This window comes from Luteolibacter sp. Y139 (assembly GCF_038066715.1).
In the GTDB taxonomy this organism is placed as follows: Bacteria; Verrucomicrobiota; Verrucomicrobiia; order Verrucomicrobiales; family Akkermansiaceae; genus Haloferula; species Haloferula soli.
In genome coordinates, this window is record NZ_JBBUKT010000018.1 from 56,890 (window position 1) to 75,835 (window position 18,946).

Here is an 18,946-nt window from a genome sequence, read left to right on the forward strand (position 1 = left end):
AATACGCTGCGAAGCAAACGTTTGAAGAATGGGGTCAAGCCCCCGGCGGTTGCGAGGCAACGAGACAGGAGGGGGATGCGCACTAATCGGCTCCCTTTCCTCCGGCTGTAGGGCCGGCTCATGGACCTCCGTAAGCTCGGCCACCTCCGGCGCTCCGTTCTCGAGCTAGCCCGCAAGAATGACGGCCATGTGTGGGAGGATCTCGTCTATCAGGAATTGTTCGGGCAGCCGCCGCGAGCCGGCAACGGTGTGCGCGAACCAATTGACGCGGGCACGCGGACCCTGCCGTGGCTTTTGAAGAAGCGCGGGCTTCTGGAAAGGGCACCGGACGTGCGCGGCTTCAAGGTCAGCGAAATTTCCTAGTCACCGGTTCGATCGTACTCAGCGGTTTGCACTTCAGGCTCCCTGCAGAACGTTGTCTCCAAAACGTAGGATGTGATCGTCTCCGGATCTGCCAAGATCCTTCCAGGCATGATGGTGCGGGCAGGTGAAAGGCATTCAGCAGTTCAATACAAGTAAGCCGGGTGTTTCTCGCGGAGTCTGAAACGAAGGCTCAGCTCCTCCGGGAACGGCTGCTGTGTGCTCATGGGGCGGAGGACCACCTGATAATTCACCTTACCGTAGTTCCGATGAAGATCCCGGATAGCGGTCCGCCAATCCTCGTAAAAAAGACGTAGCGTGCCCGTCATTGAGGTGAAAAATTCACCCGCTTATGGCCACAACGATTCCGACTTCATTGGGAGACATCCGCGCCGCCATCACCAAAGGACGCCGAATGTCGTTCAATTACCTGCGAGAAAAAATCGTCGCTGACTTTTACCTGTTGGGGCAGGCCAGGAAGACCGGCGCCTACGTCATCATCGCGTGGTGCATCGAGCCCGGCGAGTGGCGGCTGCTACGATATGCTCTGATCAAGGAATTGGAGACAGTGGGGGCTATCGATATCTTTCGCCCCGATTTCAATCCGAGGCATCCACAGATCGCCACGGTCGATACGCTCGCTTTCATGCCGGCCCGCAAGCAGAACAACTAAGCGAAGCATGCCATGCGCACCCGAGAGCTAGCGCAGCAGCATCTCCGGCAAAACTGCCCTGTCGGTGACTTCGTTCTCGCCTCGAGCGTGCCTGAGTGGACGACGGACCGCGTGAAGCAGACCTTCACCCCGCCAAGTCCGGTCAACGCCTCGATCTTCTCGTCGTCCGCTGCCCGAGTGCCTGAGAAGTGGACTTTCATGGGAAGCTACTTCTTGGACCCCGCTGGCGAACCTGTAGCGATCTGGAGGCGAGAGACGTAATGGACGTTCCACCAGCGGAACGGATCGCCGATGTGCGCCCATAGCATGACCCTGCAAAATTCGCAGGTTTGCGCAGACACTCCCGGCTTGTCTCAGGATTCAGGGCTGTGCTGCGATGCCTCGCCTTGAAGCCCACCCTCCTCAAAAACGGCCTGAAGTTTTGCGATGCTGGCGAGCCAGTGTCGTTGGACTCGTCGCCTCCTGCTTTCGTTATCCTCACCGACAAGCGAGTGCTGGCGATGCCCGGAGATGTTTTCGAATATTCCAATACGGACGTCCGCTTCCGGGTCAGCATCATCAGGTCCATGGTCACCAATGAAGGGTGGGAAACCACCTGCCGCTTCGAGGGGTAACGCCCGATTTGGCATTCCTGACGCCATCGTATGCCGAGGTATGGGCTGGTTTGCATCCGCCCCATTCACCCCGCACGTCACCAAAGGGGCTCGCTGGGCGCCTCAGGTTGCCCAAGCTGCAGGCCAGCGCTGAGACCCGGCGGGGAATCCGCGACGGGGGCGGGGACTCCTGCTGGTTCTTCCTTGGAAGCCAGCGCCGGCTTCTCTGGCGGAGCTTCGACGGCATCCTTGGGGACCAGCGGGTTTCCGTCGGATGGAATGGGTGGATCGCTCATTGGCGTTCATGGTAGCGGGGTTTCGCGCAGTACCCAGCAGACGTTATCCCGACATTGTTGTAAGGATTTTCCCTGTCCCGTGAAGGCCCTGCACACGCCTTATCCTGGAAGAAGGCCGCTCCGGCGTCTCAACTGCGCGTGATGCCCGATCCCGATCTCAAGGTAGTGACCGAACGAAGAGATAGAGCGCCACGGCCGCAGTGCAGACCACTGCAGCGAAGAGCAACCACTCAAAAGCGCCCCATTTTCTAATCCTCGGCACGAGGGCTTCGATATTCAGCCGAGGGCGTTTGTCAACGGACGGCCAACACGGCAAAAGCTTCGACCTCGCCAGCCCGGAGGCTAGCGAGGTCTTATTCCCCCCAGGGAACGAGGGGCACCTTGGGGGACCTAACGGGGAATTGCAAGACAACGCGCAACCCATCGGTTGCATGGCGCCGGCGCGATCGCATTGACCGCCCCAGCCCCGTGGGGGGAACGCGCGCGAAGCTCCATGGATCGATCAACAGTGCATCTCCCCAAATTTGCTTGAGGAGCAACCGCCCGCCAATCTTGTTGTTCCCTGTCATGAGCAACTCCGCCGGGTGGCTACCGCACCCGGGGCCCTCCCGTCGCCGGGGAGGGCTTTTCCCGGCAGGGGCGCCGGATGCGCGCCGCGTGATGTGGCCTACCCCGCCTCGCGAGAGTCGCCTGATTCTTGTGATGCTGCGGGAACAATTTGGCATCGCGTCTCCCAGCCGTCCGTTGCCACCCGGCAGCCTCGAACGGACACCGGAAGTGTCAGCTGGGATTTCACCAATTCGAAGTGGTCGTCGGCCGTAGCCGCGACTCGCTTGTCGGTGATCAATACCAATTCTCCGCCCTCATGGAGGAGGATCTCAATCACGTCGCACATGCGCGCCCCGTTTCTCCGTAGATACGAGTTCATGATCTTGTTTCAGCTGCGGGGGTCGGGTCGTTCCAGAAAAAACCTCTCGAACACCCTTCGTTATTTCCGATGGGATCATTAGGTAATTTCATCCGAGAGATCCGCCATTCAGCTCGCGGGCACACTCGGGCCCGACGAGCCTTTGAAGTTCTCGGCTGTCCTATCCAGAATGGAGGATGCAATCATTTCGATGTCGTCCAAGCTGCCTTCCGGATGAATGCTTCTGGCCAAGTGAAAGGCATCGAGAAGCGCGGAGTAAGGCGTGAGCGGATGGCTCTGGCGGAGCCTGTAGAGTAGACCGAATTCCTCCGGAAAATCAGAAGTTTTCATGGGAGAACCAAAATGCGGTTGCTCTCTTTTTGCTGATCCGGCTCGCGAAACGTTGCGGAACCTCAGAGTTACTGAGCCCCGTGGGAGAGAGTTCAGGAGTTTTCATGAATGGGTGCGCGAAAATACTACTCGGTGCCGGATTTTCCACAAAATTACAGTGGCAAGCCTGAGCTAATTTTCCGGCATTTTGCACGGGCAAATGTACGCGAGGTTCTTAGTACGACCGCATTTTTTTCAATCGCTCACTAGGGAATTGAACGGGGGTGGGGCAAGCCGGTAGTAGGACGCCCCATGCTCCCCAATGACGAACTCGCCAACTTGCTGGCTGTTGAGCTCGAAGCCCTTCCCCATGCCAATGCCGAGAGGCTGGCGCAGATCCTCCGCGGACTGTTCGCCTGCATGCAGGACCTCAACCGGCGTCTGTCGACGTTGGAGGAGAAGCAGGGTTTCGCCAGCAGGAGCTGACATGCCCGAGACGCGGGAGATCCCCATCGCCAAGGGGCAGCGATGTTGGGTGAGATTGGACTACCCCTCTGACGCCGTGCCACGATTGCGTCCGGGTGCGGCTGGACTCGTGCTCAACCCATCAGCCCGTGACGGGCTCGTGGAAATCGAAAGTGATGGCCGCCGCTGGCTCATCGCGCGGAGCGCGATCGAATGCGGCCTGGAGTATCTCACGGTTGGAGGGCAATGGGTCAACGAGGGCGATCCACTCTTCCGCGACCTGGCTTTCCGGGAACTGCGCGAGATCCGCGCGTCGTTCACGACAACAGCGGCGGTAGCGTTGCGGGCCCGGGAGCTTGCTCACATCCTGAGGCGCAACGGGTGGTCGGTGCCAGGATGGTGCAAGGACCTCCCGTGACGAAGCACGGATTGATCCCGGACGGGTTGCAATATAGTATCGGGATCTGACCACCTGCGAATCCATGAATCATTTCCAAGCGAAAGATCATCGTGGGATCTTCCGGCCGTCAGGGGCCGTGTCAGCAGGGCAAGCGGCGGACCTGATCAGCGCCGCCCTCGATCACGCGCGGACCTGCGGATTGAAGGAGGTGCTCGTCAGCATCACCGCCTTGACCGGCTTCGAGAGCCCGGGTCCTGCCTTCCGTCGATGGGCGGTTCGCCGATGGTCGACTGCCGGCACCGGGCTCAAGGTGGCGATGGTCGCTCGTCCGGAGCACATCTGTCCCGAGAAAACCGGTTTGCTGGTCGCAGCTGAAGAAGGCCTGAATGCCCACATTTGTCAGTCGGAAGGCGAGGCAGAGGCTTGGCTTGAGGGGTCCCCGAGATAGCGCGGCCCCTCGAGCTGGCCTTGTGCGGAGCAAGGGTGACGCCACCATTGCAGCGGAGCGGCGGGGTCTGGAGGGTTCGTGTTAATTGCGGTCCTCCGCCCGTCGCTTCACTCACTCGCACGGACTGCCCCGTCACCCGCTCATTTCTTCGGATCGATCCTCTCTCCCACGGGCGGGCATGCAGGCCTCACCAGATGGAACACAGCAAGAGTGCGCCGCTTCTCCCGAATTATCCCTTCGAAGGTCACCTGATAAATGAGGTCGCTTTCCGTGAGGTGCGTCGCTTCGTCCACTTGCAAGTTTTTAGCGATCACGACCGAGCAATGTCGATCGCCGCGGGAGGTCGGCATGAAGGCGAAAGCCGCTTTGCATAGCCGCACCGCCATTGGGGGCTTCCCCCTCCAGATGGAAACCCGGGCATTCGGGAGGTACCCGCGGCTCGTCTGGCCTGACTGAGTGGGAGGAACGTCGCCCGACATACCACGCCCCCTAACAGCAAGACCTTGGGCGCTCAAGAAGTTCCGGCCTTTCACGCGGACGGCATGGAGGCAATTCACAGGTTGCCAGTCGACGCGCCCTCCAACGGGCTCGCAATATCCTGCGGCTTTTGCACGCCATTGAAGATCTCAAGCAGGCGGTCGCAGGCGGGCGCACGAGGGTGCTCTCGCTTTCGAGACCGGCACCACCCGCGCGGTCACCAGCGTCTCGCGTCGCGTTGGCAAGGCGGCTCCTACGGGCAAAGGCGTTTCCCATGCCGCCAGCCTACGCGCGCGAAGCCTTCGCGATGAACGAGGGAGCGCCGGCCCCTGTCAGTCCGCCCGGCCATCAAAAGCTATCGGCGGCGATGAATCTCGGAACGCAAAGTGGCAAAGACCGGGAAAGCATAATCCCGCCAGCCCCGAGGCTGGCGGGATATCCTATGCGTTCTCTCCCCAGAGAAGGCACGTGAGGGTTCGCACGGGAGGGAAGGGTGAAGCAAGCTTGCGCTAATAGGTGGAAAATCGCGACTATCCTAGGTGAATCGCGTACTTGAGACCCGGGCAAAACCCTTAGTGCGGCCGCCACCGACCTACGGCATTCTACGCACGTTTTTTCCCCCCCAGCCGCGATGGGGCACGGATCCGCGCCGTGCCTCATCGCAACCCCTTACATTCGATGACATTTCCCACCGGCGTCCTTTCCAAGGACGAATTCCTCCGCGCCAACGAACGATCCATGAGGTCTCTCCGCTCAATGCACCCCGACAAACCCGACGAGTTGCTGGCCGAAGCTTTGTGGCAGGCCGCCGGTCTCGGCGACTTTGAAGGAAGCGCGCGGATCATTCGGGCTGCCCTGCTTCTCCTTGATTGATGTTCCCGGCGGCATGCGCCGCCCCCCCTCCCGTGATCACGTAATGGCGTGAGCCTGCGCGGGAAGTTCTCATCGCCACGCATCCCCCGATGTCATGACTCCGAATCCCGCCGAAGGCCTCGACTTCAGCGACGCCCCGCCACTGAAGTTCGTTCCGTTCCCAGATCAACCTCTGCTTCCGCTTCGAATGGGCCGGCGAAATCGCCGGCGGTCGAGAACCTCGACTCGATTCCTTTCGTTGCTCTTCTGAAAGCGACCGCCAGCCCGGTGTGATCGGAGACCGGGAGTCGTGAGGCGAATGCCCGTGGCCTACTACGCTTCAGCCACGGGCACCAATCAACGAATACCGCATTAACCGCCGTAGGAAACTGCGCCACATCCGCGGAATCGCAAGCGGATGATGACCCGAAAATTTCGAGTCGGCTCTACGCGAATTGCATGCCGCTTGTCAGGAGGGTGCAGAGCTAAGCCGGTTCATCCGCCGCCAGCGGCACGCGAGGAAGGCGGTCCATAGCCCGACAAAGGAAGAGAATACGAGGGAGTCGCGGACTCTCACAAAACGGTATCCCAACCTGCGCCACTCTGCTTCCAGCACCCTTCCCTTGAGCGCCGCGCCCAGCGAATCGCGATAGAACAGAGGCCCCACGCCTCCCCCGGAGTCGAAATAGGTCGAGCCCTGAGCGCGGGTAATATGAAGGTGAAGCGTTTGACGTCTCAAAGAAACGTTCAAGGCGGAAAAGTTGCGGTAACTGTCCCACCAAGCCCACGTCGAGAAACAGGCGACAAAAAGTCCGAGCCAGAAGCTCTTCCAGCGGTAGATGGGGCGGGGTGGCATTGAAGGAGGGTAGCGCGGAGGTTCAATCTGGATGGCAGCTTACGACCTTGGGGCAAACGATCTCTGAATTCCTCGCTTTCTAACCAGCTTCCTGCTATTCGCGAACGATGAGCTCGAAACCCATTCCCGAGCCGGCTGAGTTGGTCCGGACCATTAAATCGATCGCTGACGGTCTTGCGGATCTGCAGAAGCGGCTGGCGCATCTGGAGCGCACGTATGGATGCCGCAGAGCCTCCGGCCCGTCACCGGCGGTGCGTGCACTGGACGCGCCGGAGACCCTGGACGGGGCTGGTCTATCCCGCCGGTGATCCCGCGGCGATGGAGAAGAGGGGTCGCGTTTCCAATCGCTGGGAAATCTGCCACAGGATACGCGAGGTCATGCGACGGGTGGCCCGAGTGACCTCCGCGTGCGCCGTGGTCTCTAAGGTAACTCTGAAAAATCATGGAAGGGGATGATGATCGCCCGGGGCAGCTCTATCCCGCAGGCGTGGAAGATATCACGAAAGGCGACGCGAGCCGCCCTGAGGTCAGTGTGCCGACCTTTGCAAATCCACACGTTAGGTAGGTTTCTTGGACGCGCAAACCCGGCGATTTGGAGCTCGGCATTCACTGTCCCTTTGTGGACTTCTGGTGTTGCGGCGTAGTCAAATATGGCCGCGTAGCCTAAAAAGTTCGGAGGCGCTGAATCGCTCATGGAGGACGGCTCCTTCGCACGCGCCGCGCCATACGCCTGCTCACCTCGACTAGCTCACTGCCACTCTCTAATGCGCGGGTGTTCCATTCGATCTGCTTCGTGATGTCCCGATGAGCAGCGTCGGCGTACGTGGATCAGCACGCAGATGGAATCACCCGCCACCGGCACAGGTGGATTTCCTCCACCCTGCGTCATCGCGTAATTGGGTTTAATGGCCGTTTTGAGAAATTGGGGGGCCTCCGCATGGGCCACGTTCATGCGCGAGAGAGCCACACCTCCCATACATGAAAACTCCACGCATCCTCACACCTGCCCTCCTGTTCGTCGCGTCCTTTCTAACACCCTTCGCCGTTACCGCGCAGACTGCGGACCCTGCGGTGCCTGCCGGTGCCATGACGGCATTTCCGACCATCGTTCAGACCGGCACGAAGCCCACCCTTACCTGGTCCGTCGTCCACCCTGCCCGCATTGGGAGCGGACAGACTGGCAACAGCGGCAACGGGAATGGAAGTGGCGACAGCGACGGCGCGGAAAATATGGCCTACATCAATCCGCCCGGGACAATCGTTCCCACCGTCGATTCCTATGTTACCGTCCAGATCATCGGCACGGGGGTTACCAACTGCCAGGGCAACAGCAGCGCATCCGCCGCGACAGACCTCCGTGTCAGCGTAAACGGCGCGCCCTACGATCAACTGTTCTACGGCACACTGGCCAACGTCGACTCTTCGAAGCAGCTTTTCATCAAGAAGGTCAACGCCGGCCAACCCGTCGATCTTGGAGGGCGCTTCGTCGTGGGAACTGGCTGGAGCCCGTTCTACACGACTCGAAGCAGAAACCTCCAAGTCGTTGCGCTGGTCAAGGGGGATACCTTTCCCACCAAGTCCAAGTTCCAAGGGCAGGCCGCGATGGCGGCGTATCTCAAGCCCTACATCGATTCGAACTTCAAGGTGAACATCGGACCTCTCAGCGTCCTGCTCGTGATGGAATTGGCCCAGACGAACTTGAGTTCGCCGTGTTTCGACTATCAGGATCAAGTGGTGCTCGTAACGCTGAGCCGCAAGCACCCGAACAACGGCCACGGAAACAACCTAGACGGCGTGGACTCTTCCAACCCCGGACAGGGAAAGGGAGGGCCCAACGGCGCCATCGACCCATCCGGCGGCGTGGATGACGAGGCAAAGTAACGCGTTGGCCGAGCGATCCCAAAAAGGATGGGGTTTTGCCCGCGTCAATAAGCCCACTGCGATTTCCCGAACCCAGGTAATGGGCGTGCCAGTGCGTCCTTGCTAACAGCGGCTCCATGAAACCTGCCTCTTCCTCCTCCTGCTGGGCCTGGTCGGCTTTGACCACAGCTTTGCCAGAGCGGCTCGCCTGGAGCGTCGCTCGGCGCGGACGTCGCAGAAATTGCGCTCTTCTTGGGCGCCGAATCCGCTGGGCCGGGACTTGCCGAGTCCTGCTTGACTTCGGGGCTAAGGAGCTTTGGGGGCAATTTGTCGGGAGATTGCTCGGGTGCCAACCGGGGCTCGTCGAAAGGAATGGGTGGGTCGGTCATTGCGGGTAGGCATACCGAGGCACTCTCTTTCCCGAAGAAATCGCTTCCCGGATCCCGGTGTAGGGAAGTTCCTTATTGGGGCGAACCTCCCTGGCGCGATCTCCAACGCCTTCTGGGCAAGTTCCGCCGCGGTGGCGATCTTCTCGTTGTGGCCGTTGGCGGTGGCGAGAGCTTCCTCGCTCTTCGCGATGGCCTCCACGGTCTTCGACCTGTTTTCTTCGATCCCGGCCGCGAGGTCGGTCGGGTTGCCCGCCTGCCGCCAGATGACGACGACCACAACGATGCTCGACGCGATGCCAGTTGGCGTTGGTGTCGGGATTGAGATCGTGGGCAGCACCGCGGGCGTGCAGCGACGGCGTGGAGCCGCCGCGCATCGCACGGTCATTGAAGCATTCCGCCCATTTCGCTAGGATCTCGGAGTGATTGTTGTGAAGGCTCTCGAAAACGCGGCGCGCGAGCTCTCCAAGCACGAGCGGCGCTGCACATCGACGCGTTTGCAGGGTGCGGTTCTCCTCTGCAAATCGCGCAACGACACTCTGGCAAGAGTAAGCAGGCGACACGCTCGTGAGAGGGCCGGCGCCATGGCACGGGTTTCGCGAGGGCACGCTCATGACAGAACCAGCTCGTTCCAATCAGGAAGCCGTTCGCCGAACGCTGCGGCTCTACGCCTTCGTGGGTCTGCTGCTATTCTGCGGAACCGCTGCGACAGTTGCGGTGGCTACGGTCCCGTGGCTGGACGTCGGCAAACACGGCTTCGATACCGCCGATATGTGCCTGGGGCTGCTGATCGCGACCATCAAGGCGTCGCTGGTGGCCGCGATCTTCATGCATCTCAACCACGAGCGGCGCCTGGTTTACTGGCTCGTCGGGCTCGCCTTCGTGCACTGCGCGGGGATGATCGCTTTCACGATGTTGGCCGAAGCCGACAGCATCCGAGACCCCTACTTCTTTCACGGCGAGCGGAAGCCCGACAAGGGCGGCGTGCCGGTATCGCGGGGCCCATTCCCCCAAACCGATACGACGCCCAAGCCTGACAAGTGGGTGGGGCCGTAGCCAAACGACCGTCGTGATTTCTTCTCCGGCGCCCGGGTGAACTGCCCGATCACGACGGTGGCACGTTTACCGCGAACCATACCGCGATGAAAACGAAACTACTCACTCTGCTGCTTGTCACCATCCTCACCAATTGCAGGAGGAACGAGGGTGGCACCAATTACCAGGGTCCGCAGGGGGACGGGCGCCAAGAGACGTTGCTCCCGGGCAGTCGCCATGGCGGCAACGGAAAAGCACGTAGCGATTTGCCTGCCGAGTAGGCAAGCAGGGGTCCGCTGTTTTCACCTCGACCGTATTACCAGAGCGGCACGAGACGGGGGTTGCCGGCAACAGTGAGGAACATCGACTCGATCAAGCCTCCCGAAGATAGCCGGCGAGAGTGCGTGATGCAATCGAACGCGCCTTCAGCCTGGATTCCATGTGCTTGATGGCGTCGCGATTCCCGGCAAGGCTTTCCGAAGCGATGCAGTCGTGCACCACGATAAGCTCGTAGCCCCGCATGTAGGCATCGTTCGCAGTGTAGAGCACGCAGATGTCGCCAGCGAACCCAGTGAGGATCAGCGTTCGAACCTTTAGGAACCGGAGCAGGACATCCAGTGATGTCGAGTAGAAGCCCGAGTGCATGGGCTTGAGGACGAAGTAGTCGTCGTTGTCCGGGCGGAGGAGACTCGCAACGGGGTGCCCGGGACAATTGGTGGAAGAGCACCGCTCGATTTGATCATGGAACGTCGATTGCCAGCGACCAAAGTTGTCGTTCACGTAGATCACCGGCATCCTGGCGGACTTTGCAGCTTGTTTCAGGTGGGCCAGTCGGGAAGCAGCGGGACGCGCATGCGCCAGCAACTTGTCGCTCCCTGCAAACTCAAAGTCGTTTATGGCATCGATCACCAGGAGCGCACAATCTCGCGGTAACCTGACCATCTCAAATCCGGTCGATGACCTGTTTACGTTTGGCTGCGAACTCGTCGTCGGTGATTAGGCCCTGCGAATGAAGGTCTGCGAGCTTCCGGAGGGTTTCCGCCACATCCAGAATGCCATCCCGCTTCCCTTCTGCGGGTTGCGCGGAGCCCAAGCTCTCCTTGCCAGGACCGGAGATAACAGGGAGGCTCTCCGCCGGGAAGATTCCGAGCTGACTCGAGAACTCAAGTTTCGAGGAGGAACCTTGCTGCTGACTCACGCCGCCAATCTTGTGAGTGCCCGTATCGTAGACCGTCACTTCACCGTTGCGATCGATCGCCATCCTGCACAGGGACGGGAAGATCGCGTAGCGCATTTGATTCTGGGATCCGCTGCTTGAGGGAACGCCCAAATCCAAAGGCCACCACGTCCCCGATGAAGCCGGGTCACTTTTCGCGGAGGGCGTGGAATCGAAAAGTTCTTGCGCTGACATGGCCGTTGCAAGCTCCGAGAGCACCGCATTCACCTTTGCCTTCAGGCCATGGTTGAACATGTCGCCCACCATCGTCATCCCTCCCTGCATCCACTGTCCGTTTCCAAACTCGGAGCACTGGAATTGTGCCATTGCCCCCCCACCCCGCTGCAACGCTTCAAGAAGGTGCTTCACCGAATCCTCGGACAACGCGTGGCGCTTCGCGACATCCTTGATTGTCGCTTCACCTGTTGTGCTAAAACGGGCCATGAAAGGGCAGGGTTGGGGCTGATCAGTGATGTTCGATGCGGAGCGCGAGACCAACCGCCAATCCAAGGCCAAATGCAAGGCCCACGGACACGGCCGGATTCTCGTGGAAGAAGCGGTCGACGGCTTCGCGGGCGCGCATGGAGGGGCAAACATCTTCGGAGTGGGCAGCGGAGATGCGGTCCGAAGTTCGTGCCCGTCGCGATGCGTGGTCCGCGGACTCCCGCTCAACCTGTGGGGCTTTATCAGAAAGAGGCGGAACGGATTCAGGATGGGGTGTGGTCGACGAAGGATCACTCATATGATTCTGCCTTTCGCATTCCGGGTGCCAGCTGCCGGGAGCCTCATTATCGCACACCACCTATCTCGACTTTGAACGCCTCGGAGGCGATCTCGGCAAGCCAGCCTGTGAAGTCCTGGTGCCGGGCCAACATCTCGGCCACCACCTCCGTCTCCGGAAGCAGTTCGCACTTTCGCGCCATTCCGAGCGTAAATTCCGAAGCGGCGCGTAGGTAATGCCCGATGCGATTCGCGTGGGCGATCAATAGGTGGTCGCGTACGACCGAGTCATTCGCCAGGGCTATGTGGGTGTTTCCTCCCTCGATGAGTCCCGCCACGGCCTTGCACAGGTCGTCGCCCGGCTCCTTCGAGTGTGCTTCGAAGATGGCAACGATCTCCCGGAGGTGGCGACTGGTTGCTTCTGCATAAGCCCGAAACGCCTCCAATAATCGCGCTTGGGAAGCCCATCGCATCAAGTCCGGCAGTGTTTGGACGGTCTGCTCTGTCGCGCTTTTGAGATCCTTCAACTGGTCGAAGAATACGTCGATTGAAGTGGAGACGTGAGAGGCCATGTTTTGGACCCTGCATTGAGAGTGCCATTAACCATCCCGCGAGTAGGAGCTACAACCACGGGTTGTCCCTCAGCGCCGGCGCCCGTGGCGCTGCAATATGCAAAAGGGGCAGGCATACAGCAGCGGCGTTAAATCGGATGCGCCGACTACTTGGACGGATGACATTTGCAGCATACTAGCCGGCCATTTCCCTGCGAGGTTCAGTTCCCGGTTGGCTGGTTGCCACTGATCCACCCATTCCCCTCCCAGTTTTCTTAATAAGCTCCCTTACACTTGTGATCCGCGGTCCATACACAGGGTGCCGCACGAGATCCCCCAGCGGCAGTTCCATTCGATCACTCCATGTTCCCCGCCCGTAACTCCCCGGCAGGTTGAATCTCAGCGGCACCCCGAGCATGTCACTCACCATCAGAACCGCCAGTCGGGCCCTCGTCCCAAGAAGAGCCTCCTGAAGGACCCCCAACAATTTATCATCCAGCGAATCCGGCAAAACCGCCTCCAAACCCGCGAACTCGAGCAGCGCCCGCACATCTCCCGCCACTCGGCTCTCGGGCTCCGCCTGTGCCTGCTTATACAAAGACGCGAGGGGCGCATTGTCGTGATTCGCATAAGTTACCAAGCTCAGTTCCCGAAACTCCCCCGGCGAAATTATTGCTCCATCGGCGCTCCTGAGTAGCTGCGGAAAAGAAAGATTCGCCAACTTCAGGTCTTCCAGCGTCCGGCTCATGTACTCCGGCATCTCCCCCATGATTTCAGCCACCAGATCCATAGCGCCAGCTGCCTCGATGATCTGTCCGATCAGTTCGCGCCCCTGAAGCTCATTCATCCCGGCCGCCGACGGCTCCTCATCAGGGCCGGGCACAAACCTTGGCAGTAGCCCTCCCGTCGTCTCCGCCGCCTGCTCCGCCGTTAGCGCTGAGAATTCCACATGACGCGCGCCGCCCGGCCACGGAAACATATACGCGCGGAAGTAGCCGCGCAGGTGGTCCAACCGGCACGCGTGGAAGAACTCACTTTCCCACGCGATCCTTCCCCGCAACCATGCAAACTCGCTCGATCGGTGGTTCTCCCACCGATATGCTGGCAGACCCCAGTTCTGCCCCCACTGCTTCGCATCGTGCGTCGTGTCGAAGTGCGCCAAAGGCCTCGTCCCCACACTCCACGCCGTGTCAAAGAGCGCCGGATTCGCCCACACGTCCGCGCTGTTCAGCCCCACGCCGAACGACATCTCACCCATCACCCTCACTCCGCGCGCCTGCGCATGCTGCCGCACTGCTTTCCACTGCCGCCACCCAATCCATTGGATGAACGCGAATCCACTCCGCAATGCCTCCAGCCCCTCCCGCGCGGGATGTTGGAGAAGCCACCCCGCCGCACTCTCATAGGTACGATGCTCCGGGCGCCACTCAGCCCATTCAGTGTTCCCCTCATATTCACGCACTAACAAACGGAACAGGGAATAGGCATCCAGCCAATCCTTCTGTGCCGCGCGGAATCTAGCGAACTCCTCTCGCGACTCCGGCGAACCCGCTTCGCTGAATTGGAAATACGCGTCCAACAAGATTTGCGTCTTGAGTGCATGCACCGCCTGCTGCCGAACATTTCCCCTCCGCAGTTGCACAAGCCAGGACTCGGGAGCGGCCTGTTCCAGCATAACCTCCGTCAACCCCGGCACCTCCACGGGCGACAGCGTCAGCAGAGCCGGCGACAGCGCCCGCGAGCTTATCGGATTGTAAGGACTGTGATCGCCGAAGGTCTCATGGATAGGGAGCACCTGCAGGACCGAAAATCCCTGATCAGCTGCGAAATCAATCGCGTCCATCACCGCCGCGGTGTCGCCGATACCAAGATCATGGCTCCGCCTCAACGCATACACCGGAACTAATAATCCCGCCCTCCGCCTATCCAACACAGTCTCATTCATCACTTCAACTTATCGTGCAAAGTTCATCCTCACCTTTTCCGATCTTGAAGAAACAATTCGAATACTCAGTCTCATTGCCGCACCCACACGACATTTTCCCCCATTTTCTCGGGCCTAAAACTCCAGCTCATCAGCGGCACCGCGACCGGCATCTGCTGCATGGGCTGTACCATCACTTGACCCGGTAGCACATAGGTATGGACATCCTCCTCGATCGCCCATTCCGGCACCTCTCGCGCCTCCACCCAGTCCCCCGGCTCACATTCCGCAGGACTGGGGCGATGTTTGGATGATTCAGAATGATGTTCCGCATTCATGGCCAAAAAATCTATGACGGTTCCAATACACTACTGAAGCGCGCCCCTCAAGGGGCAGAGCACCTCTGATTCGGCGATGCCTGTCCGAACCTGTCGATGTTCGCCTCCTCATCCAGCGCGCTCTCGAGAATCATCATCACCTCATTGAAGCCCAGCGTCTCAGCAAAAGCCCTAGGCAGCGATTTATAAGTCCTTCACTTGAGCAGCGCCGATAAGAGCAACAGCCTTGATGGTTTTGTCGCGTCCTCAGCGATGGTTTTGGCATCTTCTTCAACCAATCCATTCATCGCATTGCAGGCCTTGCCCGTGGCTGATCTTCAGGATCGTGGCCGCCTGCTCCAAGCGCATACTTGGCCCGGTCGCCAGAAAGCGGCCACCGGAGTAATCCCCCCCGGGAAAGCGGGTCCAAGGACGAGAGCGCATTCGAACCCTCTAGTCCAGCGTCCACACCATATCGGCTTGCGCATAAATTCCTCCGCATCAACCGCTCAACCGCTCAACCGCTCAACCGCTCAACCGCTCCAAGCTATCCTCCGCGGGACCCGCAATGACCTTCCCCATGGCCTCGAACCGGGAGCCGTGACAGGGACAGTCCCACGTCGCCTCGGCAGGGTTCCAAGCCACAATGCATCCGAGGTGTGGGCACACCGCGCTGCACCTGGTCAATTCGCCATTCTCAGAGCGATAGACCGCCAGGCGGTGACCACCGTGCTCCAGGACCTTTCCCTCACCGGGCGCGACTTTTTCGGGATCACCTTCTTCCACCTCCAGGCGGTCGGTGACCAGCCGCACCGGAAAATCCTTGTTCTCGCTCAGGAATGTGCCAAGTGCGGAAGCGGTCTTGCGGCCAGCCGAAAAGAGTTCCGAAAACGGGTTGGTAACACCTTTCAAGTGGTCCCGGAACATTAGGGCTGCGGCGGTTCCAAATGTCATCCCGTTCCCGGAGAATCCGGTCGCGATGAACTGCTGGTCGGACGTTGGCCCGATGAAGGGAAGTCCATCCACAGTCTCGACAACCTGCCCCGACCATCTGTCTGCCAGGCGGGCATCAGGAAACCACTTCAGAAGGCGTTCTTCGAGGCGCTGGAAACAGTGCCCCGTATCGTCTTCTTGTCCGGTCCGGTGATCTTCTCCCCCGAGGATGCAATAGTCGGTCTCCTCCCCACGCTCGATACGCAGATAGAGGAAAGGATCACCGGTGTCCGACCAGATCATCGGCGCCAACGCTCCCTTTGGCATCCCCGCGCCCACCGCATACGTGGAGTAGAGGGCAAGCTTGGTCTGGAAAGAAGCTGCACCAAGCGTGCTTGCGTCCCCCTGCAGAGGGACGTGGGTGGCGATGAACACGTGCTTGAACGTGATCGTATGACTTCCCGCAGCAGCCTTTCCAGCTTCGTCGGGAAACTCCCCCAATTCCGTGTTTTCGAAAATGAGAGCGCCCGATTCCACAGCCCGCTGAGCGAGGGCACGAAGATACTGCACCGGATGGAATTTCGCCTGCCCTTCGCAAAAGATGCCGGGCCGGCGGGTTACCGGACCCAGTTCGATGAAGTGGGTGGGGAATCCTAGTTGGGTTGCCACCAGCGCTTCACTTCTCAATAGCGCCGATTCCTTCTTGAGGTCGGATCCCTCCGCGCAAACCAGATAGCCAGGCACGCGCTCAAAAGCGCAGTCGATCTCTTCCGACTCCACCGCCGTTGCGATGAACTCAATCGCATCCCGACCCGCCTCCCACGCCCGTCTGGCGGCGTCCCGGCTGAACGCGGAGACGATGTCAGACAATCGGGTGTCCGTCATGTAGGTCAGATGCGCTGTGGTATGGCCGGTCTCACGGCCCCCAATCAGGCCTCTTTCGACCAAGGCGACGGAATATCCTTCCTTCGCGATGAGGTAAGCTGCCGTAACACCCGCGATTCCGCCACCCGCGACCAGAACGTCCACCGTGATGTCCGATCCAAGTGGAGGGTAACCACTGGGTTGATGATCCTTTAACCAGAGCGGTTCCGTATTCATTCGGTCAAGGTAGGGCGTTGAGAGAAAGCTCAGCTGGTCGTTGATACGCTCCGCAATTACTCTTCAACTTCCTCTTGCGCGGAGGCCACGATCTGCTCGGCCAACCCGGTTAAGAGCTGGTCGGTATTTCCCTCCTCGTCGAGGGTCGTCTGAAGGATCTCAACCACGTCGGCGAGGCCGAGGGCCTCCGCGAGCGCCCGTACTGTTCCGTAGCCGGAGATCTCGTAATGTTCGACCTTCTGGGCGGCTCCGATCAGGGCAAGGTCCTTGATGTTGCCGTCCCCGTCCTCCTCGATGGTTTCGGAGCCTTCCTCCACAAGACCCTTCATCGCCTTGCAAACCTTTCCCTTGGGTGTGATCTCCAGGAGTTCGGCCACCTGCTCCAAACGCTGGACGTGAACCTTGGTTTCCTCAAGGTGGGTGGTAAACGCTTCCTGGAGTTCGGGGTTGGTCGCAGCCTTTGCCATCTTCGGCAGCGCTTTCACGAGCTGGTTCTCGGCACTGTAGAGATCCTTGATTTCGTGGGCGAGCAGGACTTCGAGTGTATTGAGTTTGGGCATGGCTTGTTTTCGTGTTTCGACGCGTCGCACCGCAGGAGTCATGCCTGTCAGCGAAAGCCCGTCCGGGCCGAGTATGCCTGCCACGCAACCTCTTCAAGCCTTTGCGAAATGCGAGATGCGTATGCAAGGTGCAGCGGGTCGCAAGGCCTATTTGCCGGTTCGATGTTCTCGGTCCATCGACGCACCAAGCCGCGGAAGAAGAGGGTCTGAACAGGCATCCTTCCTGCGAACAGCGCACCACCATGACCCGACGTTTTCTTCTCAAGTCCGGAGGCTTCACCGCGGTGGGTCTCGCGCTGTCCCTACCCGCTTCTGCCAAAGATGACGGCAAGCCCGGAAAGCTGGATGCCAACGCTTTCACTAAGGCCAACGAGCAAGCGGGGGCGAAGTTGAAAGCCCTGCAGTCCGACGCGAGCTCGTTGTCCAAAGGCGACAAGTCCCTCGTCGACGAAATTGCGTTCGGCGGAATGATGCAGCTGCAGGCAAGCGAACTCGCGCTCGATAAGTCGAAGTCAGCCGATGTGAAGATGATTGCAAAGGCGGAGACAGAGGAGCAGAAGGGCCTGGCCTCCAAGCTCGAGGAGTTCGCGAAGAAGAAGGGTGTAAAGCTCCCCACCGAGTTGAATGACAAAGGCCGCAAGCTTCTGGCGGATCTTAAGGCTTCGGGGGATGGGTTCGACCGTGCCTATCTCGAAGGCAGCGGGGTGAATGGCCACAAGGAGCTCAGGAAGACGATGTCGACCGTGCGTGACAAGGCGGCGGACCCGATGCTCAAGGCGCTGGCGGAGATTGCCCTTCCGCTCATCGAGATTCATCTGACCGTGTCTGAGGACGAGGTAGAAACGCTCGCCTGAATATGGACTTTTCGTTGGATGGCAAGGTTGCGGTGGTAACGGGCGGTGGGTCGGGCATTGGCCGGGCCGCCGCTTCCACGCTGGCCGAACTGGGAGCCAAACTGGCGATCATCGGGAGGACAGCAGAAGAACTCGAAGCCACGCTGGCACAACTCGGGGGCGAGGCAAACGGCCATCTGGCGGTGGCAGCGGATGTCAGTAGTGAGTTTGAGATGGGCAACGCCTACGCGACCGTGGCCAAGCACTTTGGACGTCTGGACATCGTGGTTGCCAACGCCGGGATCAACGGGGTTTGGGCTCCGCTTGACCAGCTCAAGGTTTCCGAATGGGACCAAACATTGGCGGTCAACCTGCGTGGTACTTTTCTCACCGTTAAGCTCGCCCTCCCGCTACTTCGTTTGCAGGGGGGCTCGGTGATCGTGGTTTCCTCCATCAACGGGACCCGGGTGTTCAGTAATTCAGGGGCGACCGCTTATTCCTGCTCCAAGGCGGCACAAGTAGCGTTCACGAAGATGACCGCCCTGGAACTGGCGAAGGATCGCATCCGGGTAAACGTCGTGTGCCCCGGAGCGATTCGGACGAATATCGACGACTCGACGGAACGGCGGGCTTTGGAAGGAATTCACCTTCCGGTCGAGTTCCCGGAAGGCGATGTTCCACTGACCGACGGCGAGCCGGGCACGGCTGACGAGGTTGCGCAGTTGATTGCGTTCCTGGCCTCCGGAGCATCCTCACACATTACCGGCACCGAAATCTTCATCGAAGGAGGCCAGTCGCTATTGCAGGGGTGAAGCGCGCAGACCTCGCAATCGCTTGATCACCACATCACACC

Annotated in this window: 23 protein-coding genes; 14 read left to right on the forward strand and 9 right to left on the reverse strand. The window is 60.0% G+C overall.

The genetic code is table 11. The annotated features are described in order from the left end of the window. Positions 1-120: 120 nt before the first annotated feature. From WKV53_RS27735 to WKV53_RS27750, 4 genes are all read left to right on the forward strand, one after another. A complete protein-coding gene (locus tag WKV53_RS27735; RefSeq protein ID WP_341408106.1) occupies positions 121-363 on the forward strand; it encodes a hypothetical protein in 243 nt (80 codons plus the stop codon). A gap of 349 nt (positions 364-712) precedes the next feature. After that, on the forward strand, positions 713-1,033 hold the full coding sequence (locus WKV53_RS27740; RefSeq protein ID WP_341408107.1) for a WYL domain-containing protein: 321 nt from the start codon (positions 713-715) through the stop codon (positions 1,031-1,033). A gap of 12 nt (positions 1,034-1,045) precedes the next feature. Further along, on the forward strand, positions 1,046-1,294 hold the full coding sequence (locus WKV53_RS27745; RefSeq protein WP_341408108.1) for a hypothetical protein: 249 nt from the start codon (positions 1,046-1,048) through the stop codon (positions 1,292-1,294). 125 nt (positions 1,295-1,419) lie between these two features. Next, complete coding sequence (locus WKV53_RS27750) at positions 1,420-1,647, forward strand: hypothetical protein (RefSeq protein WP_341408109.1); 228 nt, start codon at positions 1,420-1,422, stop codon at positions 1,645-1,647. Positions 1,648-1,724: 77 nt separating this feature from the next. On the opposite strand, the gene WKV53_RS27755 is transcribed toward WKV53_RS27750, so the two are convergent. Both WKV53_RS27755 and WKV53_RS27760 read right to left on the reverse strand, forming a co-directional pair. Beyond that, positions 1,725-1,922 carry a hypothetical protein gene (locus tag WKV53_RS27755; protein ID WP_341408110.1) on the reverse strand — a complete coding sequence of 66 codons (198 nt, stop codon included), beginning with the start codon at positions 1,920-1,922 and terminating at the stop codon, positions 1,725-1,727. A 1,036-nt stretch (positions 1,923-2,958) separates the two neighbouring features. Further along, positions 2,959-3,180, reverse strand: a complete 222-nt coding sequence (locus WKV53_RS27760) for a hypothetical protein (protein WP_341408111.1) — start codon at positions 3,178-3,180, stop codon at positions 2,959-2,961. Between the two features lie 291 nt (positions 3,181-3,471). Between WKV53_RS27760 and WKV53_RS27765 the strand changes: the two genes are divergently transcribed. The 8 genes from WKV53_RS27765 to WKV53_RS27800 all read left to right on the forward strand — a co-directional run bounded on the left by WKV53_RS27765 (position 3,472) and on the right by WKV53_RS27800 (position 10,219). Then, a complete protein-coding gene (locus tag WKV53_RS27765; RefSeq protein ID WP_341408112.1) occupies positions 3,472-3,645 on the forward strand; it encodes a hypothetical protein in 174 nt (57 codons plus the stop codon). 76 nt (positions 3,646-3,721) lie between these two features. Beyond that, the gene (locus WKV53_RS27770; protein ID WP_341408113.1) at positions 3,722-4,042 is read left to right on the forward strand and encodes a hypothetical protein; all 321 of its coding nucleotides are present in this window, start codon (positions 3,722-3,724) and stop codon (positions 4,040-4,042) included. A 64-nt stretch (positions 4,043-4,106) separates the two neighbouring features. Then, complete coding sequence (locus tag WKV53_RS27775; RefSeq protein WP_341408114.1) at positions 4,107-4,472, forward strand: hypothetical protein; 366 nt, start codon at positions 4,107-4,109, stop codon at positions 4,470-4,472. Positions 4,473-5,627: 1,155 nt separating this feature from the next. After that, on the forward strand, positions 5,628-5,822 hold the full coding sequence (locus tag WKV53_RS27780) for a hypothetical protein (RefSeq protein WP_341408115.1): 195 nt from the start codon (positions 5,628-5,630) through the stop codon (positions 5,820-5,822). Between the two features lie 1,813 nt (positions 5,823-7,635). After that, positions 7,636-8,538, forward strand: a complete 903-nt coding sequence (locus tag WKV53_RS27785; RefSeq protein WP_341408116.1) for a hypothetical protein — start codon at positions 7,636-7,638, stop codon at positions 8,536-8,538. Positions 8,539-9,094: 556 nt separating this feature from the next. Then, positions 9,095-9,316, forward strand: coding sequence for a hypothetical protein (locus WKV53_RS27790; protein ID WP_341408117.1), 222 nt, complete (start codon positions 9,095-9,097; stop codon positions 9,314-9,316). A 199-nt stretch (positions 9,317-9,515) separates the two neighbouring features. Then, positions 9,516-9,959 carry a cytochrome C oxidase subunit IV family protein gene (locus tag WKV53_RS27795; RefSeq protein ID WP_341408118.1) on the forward strand — a complete coding sequence of 148 codons (444 nt, stop codon included), beginning with the start codon at positions 9,516-9,518 and terminating at the stop codon, positions 9,957-9,959. 86 nt (positions 9,960-10,045) lie between these two features. After that, positions 10,046-10,219, forward strand: a complete 174-nt coding sequence (locus WKV53_RS27800) for a hypothetical protein (protein WP_341408119.1) — start codon at positions 10,046-10,048, stop codon at positions 10,217-10,219. Positions 10,220-10,310: 91 nt separating this feature from the next. Here WKV53_RS27800 and WKV53_RS27805 read toward each other — a convergent pair whose 3' ends face one another. From WKV53_RS27805 to WKV53_RS27835, 7 genes are all read right to left on the reverse strand, one after another. Next, positions 10,311-10,847: a cysteine hydrolase family protein gene (locus tag WKV53_RS27805; RefSeq protein ID WP_341408120.1), complete on the reverse strand. Its 537-nt coding sequence runs from the start codon at positions 10,845-10,847 to the stop codon at positions 10,311-10,313. Positions 10,848-10,881: 34 nt separating this feature from the next. After that, on the reverse strand, positions 10,882-11,598 hold the full coding sequence (locus WKV53_RS27810) for an SHOCT domain-containing protein (protein ID WP_341408121.1): 717 nt from the start codon (positions 11,596-11,598) through the stop codon (positions 10,882-10,884). A 344-nt stretch (positions 11,599-11,942) separates the two neighbouring features. Beyond that, positions 11,943-12,446, reverse strand: coding sequence for a DUF892 family protein (locus WKV53_RS27815; RefSeq protein WP_341408122.1), 504 nt, complete (start codon positions 12,444-12,446; stop codon positions 11,943-11,945). A gap of 175 nt (positions 12,447-12,621) precedes the next feature. After that, positions 12,622-14,370, reverse strand: coding sequence for a 4-alpha-glucanotransferase (locus WKV53_RS27820; RefSeq protein ID WP_341408123.1), 1,749 nt, complete (start codon positions 14,368-14,370; stop codon positions 12,622-12,624). Positions 14,371-14,441: 71 nt separating this feature from the next. Beyond that, a complete protein-coding gene (locus tag WKV53_RS27825; protein ID WP_341408124.1) occupies positions 14,442-14,687 on the reverse strand; it encodes a hypothetical protein in 246 nt (81 codons plus the stop codon). Positions 14,688-15,191: 504 nt separating this feature from the next. Further along, positions 15,192-16,700, reverse strand: coding sequence for an FAD-dependent oxidoreductase (locus tag WKV53_RS27830; protein WP_341408125.1), 1,509 nt, complete (start codon positions 16,698-16,700; stop codon positions 15,192-15,194). A 56-nt stretch (positions 16,701-16,756) separates the two neighbouring features. After that, positions 16,757-17,260 carry a YciE/YciF ferroxidase family protein gene (locus WKV53_RS27835; protein ID WP_341408126.1) on the reverse strand — a complete coding sequence of 168 codons (504 nt, stop codon included), beginning with the start codon at positions 17,258-17,260 and terminating at the stop codon, positions 16,757-16,759. A gap of 242 nt (positions 17,261-17,502) precedes the next feature. Here WKV53_RS27835 and WKV53_RS27840 point away from each other — a divergent pair, with 242 nt between their 5' ends. Together WKV53_RS27840 and WKV53_RS27845 are read left to right on the forward strand one after the other, a co-directional pair. Then, on the forward strand, positions 17,503-18,114 hold the full coding sequence (locus WKV53_RS27840) for a DUF4142 domain-containing protein (protein ID WP_341408127.1): 612 nt from the start codon (positions 17,503-17,505) through the stop codon (positions 18,112-18,114). A 2-nt stretch (positions 18,115-18,116) separates the two neighbouring features. Then, positions 18,117-18,905: an SDR family oxidoreductase gene (locus WKV53_RS27845; RefSeq protein WP_341408128.1), complete on the forward strand. Its 789-nt coding sequence runs from the start codon at positions 18,117-18,119 to the stop codon at positions 18,903-18,905. Positions 18,906-18,946 lie beyond the last annotated feature (41 nt).

What these genes read in the sequence shown, in the direction of transcription:
- WKV53_RS27845 (WP_341408128.1), top strand. Translation starts at nt 18,117, where the DNA reads ATGGACTTTTCGTTGGATGGCAAGGTTGCGGTGGTAACGGGCGGTGGG.
- WKV53_RS27755 (WP_341408110.1), bottom strand. Translation starts at nt 1,922, where the DNA reads ATGAGCGATCCACCCATTCCATCCGACGGAAACCCGCTGGTCCCCAAG.
- WKV53_RS27825 (WP_341408124.1), bottom strand. Translation starts at nt 14,687, where the DNA reads ATGAATGCGGAACATCATTCTGAATCATCCAAACATCGCCCCAGTCCT.
- WKV53_RS27775 (WP_341408114.1), top strand. Translation starts at nt 4,107, where the DNA reads ATGAATCATTTCCAAGCGAAAGATCATCGTGGGATCTTCCGGCCGTCA.
- WKV53_RS27745 (WP_341408108.1), top strand. Translation starts at nt 1,046, where the DNA reads ATGCGCACCCGAGAGCTAGCGCAGCAGCATCTCCGGCAAAACTGCCCT.
- WKV53_RS27840 (WP_341408127.1), top strand. Translation starts at nt 17,503, where the DNA reads ATGACCCGACGTTTTCTTCTCAAGTCCGGAGGCTTCACCGCGGTGGGT.
- WKV53_RS27815 (WP_341408122.1), bottom strand. Translation starts at nt 12,446, where the DNA reads ATGGCCTCTCACGTCTCCACTTCAATCGACGTATTCTTCGACCAGTTG.
- WKV53_RS27790 (WP_341408117.1), top strand. Translation starts at nt 9,095, where the DNA reads ATGGCCTCCACGGTCTTCGACCTGTTTTCTTCGATCCCGGCCGCGAGG.
- WKV53_RS27820 (WP_341408123.1), bottom strand. Translation starts at nt 14,370, where the DNA reads ATGAATGAGACTGTGTTGGATAGGCGGAGGGCGGGATTATTAGTTCCG.
- WKV53_RS27810 (WP_341408121.1), bottom strand. Translation starts at nt 11,598, where the DNA reads ATGGCCCGTTTTAGCACAACAGGTGAAGCGACAATCAAGGATGTCGCG.
- WKV53_RS27735 (WP_341408106.1), top strand. Translation starts at nt 121, where the DNA reads ATGGACCTCCGTAAGCTCGGCCACCTCCGGCGCTCCGTTCTCGAGCTA.
- WKV53_RS27740 (WP_341408107.1), top strand. Translation starts at nt 713, where the DNA reads ATGGCCACAACGATTCCGACTTCATTGGGAGACATCCGCGCCGCCATC.
- WKV53_RS27800 (WP_341408119.1), top strand. Translation starts at nt 10,046, where the DNA reads ATGAAAACGAAACTACTCACTCTGCTGCTTGTCACCATCCTCACCAAT.
- WKV53_RS27780 (WP_341408115.1), top strand. Translation starts at nt 5,628, where the DNA reads ATGACATTTCCCACCGGCGTCCTTTCCAAGGACGAATTCCTCCGCGCC.
- WKV53_RS27785 (WP_341408116.1), top strand. Translation starts at nt 7,636, where the DNA reads ATGAAAACTCCACGCATCCTCACACCTGCCCTCCTGTTCGTCGCGTCC.
- WKV53_RS27835 (WP_341408126.1), bottom strand. Translation starts at nt 17,260, where the DNA reads ATGCCCAAACTCAATACACTCGAAGTCCTGCTCGCCCACGAAATCAAG.
- WKV53_RS27830 (WP_341408125.1), bottom strand. Translation starts at nt 16,700, where the DNA reads ATGAATACGGAACCGCTCTGGTTAAAGGATCATCAACCCAGTGGTTAC.
- WKV53_RS27760 (WP_341408111.1), bottom strand. Translation starts at nt 3,180, where the DNA reads ATGAAAACTTCTGATTTTCCGGAGGAATTCGGTCTACTCTACAGGCTC.
- WKV53_RS27795 (WP_341408118.1), top strand. Translation starts at nt 9,516, where the DNA reads ATGACAGAACCAGCTCGTTCCAATCAGGAAGCCGTTCGCCGAACGCTG.
- WKV53_RS27765 (WP_341408112.1), top strand. Translation starts at nt 3,472, where the DNA reads ATGCTCCCCAATGACGAACTCGCCAACTTGCTGGCTGTTGAGCTCGAA.